The sequence below is a fragment of the Rhodococcus sp. EPR-157 genome (assembly GCF_001647195.1).
Taxonomy (GTDB): domain Bacteria; phylum Actinomycetota; class Actinomycetes; order Mycobacteriales; family Mycobacteriaceae; genus Rhodococcoides.
Map to the genome: position 1 here is coordinate 1 of NZ_LVCV01000409.1, position 1,240 is coordinate 1,240.

General features: G+C 65.4%; 2 protein-coding genes. Both read right to left on the reverse strand.

Annotated features, from left to right (window positions below; all coding sequences use genetic code 11):
• Window positions 1-543: extracellular solute-binding protein (locus A2J03_RS18915; protein WP_231912609.1), on the reverse strand; the 543-nt coding region annotated here is incomplete at its 3' end.
• Between the two features lie 104 nt (window positions 544-647).
• Window positions 648-1,240 (reverse strand): CopD family protein (locus A2J03_RS18920; RefSeq protein ID WP_197480856.1); only part of this gene is annotated, 593 nt, incomplete at its 5' end.

Below are 1,240 nucleotides of genomic sequence, written 5' to 3' on the forward strand. Positions count from 1 at the left end.
GGAAACATCGGGATTCGGAAGGGTGATCTGGCCCTTGTACTTCGGGTCCGCGAGATCCTGCCAAGACGTGGGCGGCTGCGTGACGGCCTGGGTGTTGTAGGCGATGACCGTCGGGATGATGCGGGTGCCGACGTAGTAGCCCTCGGGGTCCACGACGTTCGGATTCAACGCCGAGACATCCGCGGGCGTGTACTGAAGCAGGAGGTTCTCTTCCTTGTACCCCTCGAACGTCGGCGCATCCGCGGCGAGCAAGACGTCGGCGCCGATCTTGCCGGTTTCCCGCTCGGATGCGATGCGCGCGTTCAGATCTCCCGTTCCCGCGCGGTAGACCTGAACGTCGATGCCGGGGTTTGCGGCCGTGAACTCGGCGTTGAGAGCATCGATCTTGGCCTGCGGTTCGGAGGTGTAGACGGTCAACGTGCCGGCGGCGTCGTCGCCGGTACCGGACGTCGCCGGCTCCGCCGGTTCGGAACATGCTGACAGACCGACGATTACGGCGATCGATACGACTGTGCCCACGATTGGGCGGCGAAAGCTGTTCACGGGTGTCTCCTGAAGAACGTCGGAAGCGTGATCGTCGCCGCCGTAGGCGACTTCCTTCGAACCCTTCGGACAACGCAACGTAGCGACGGAGTGAACGTCGACCGTCAGGCGGTAGTGGCCAGCGCTGCAGCGAGTCCGAACGCCGACGTGAGTATGCACACATGCACGGCCGCGCGGACGATCGACTCGTCTGCCTTCGTTCGATGCGCTGCCACCGAGACAAGCCAGGTCGTGCGCAGGCGTCGGGCGACCAGCACCAGGATCACGAGCACCACGGTTTTCGCGAGCACGATCCGCCCGTAGCCGGTGTCGAGCAGCCCGGAGAGTCCGCCCACCTTCACGGCTGCGTTGACGGTTCCGCTTGCCGCGAGTACCCACACCGACCACCAAGCAAGCCGGGAGTACACCGGCAGCATCGCAGCCCAGGCGCCCTTGGCGCGTACGGTCAGCGCCATTGCGGAGAGCACGCCGAGCCATACCGCGGCCGCGACGGCGTGGATGGAGACGAACAGTGCTCCGAACAGTTGTTGGGACATGTGTCCGGTGATCGGGCGCGCCACGAGGGCAACGACGGCGAGCACGACGACCGGAATCGGCGACGCGTCGGTGCCGGTTCGATATGCCCACAGCGCATGGAGACATGCGGCCGCCGTACAGAACATGGTCACCAGACCGAGCTGCCCGACGGTGATCTCGG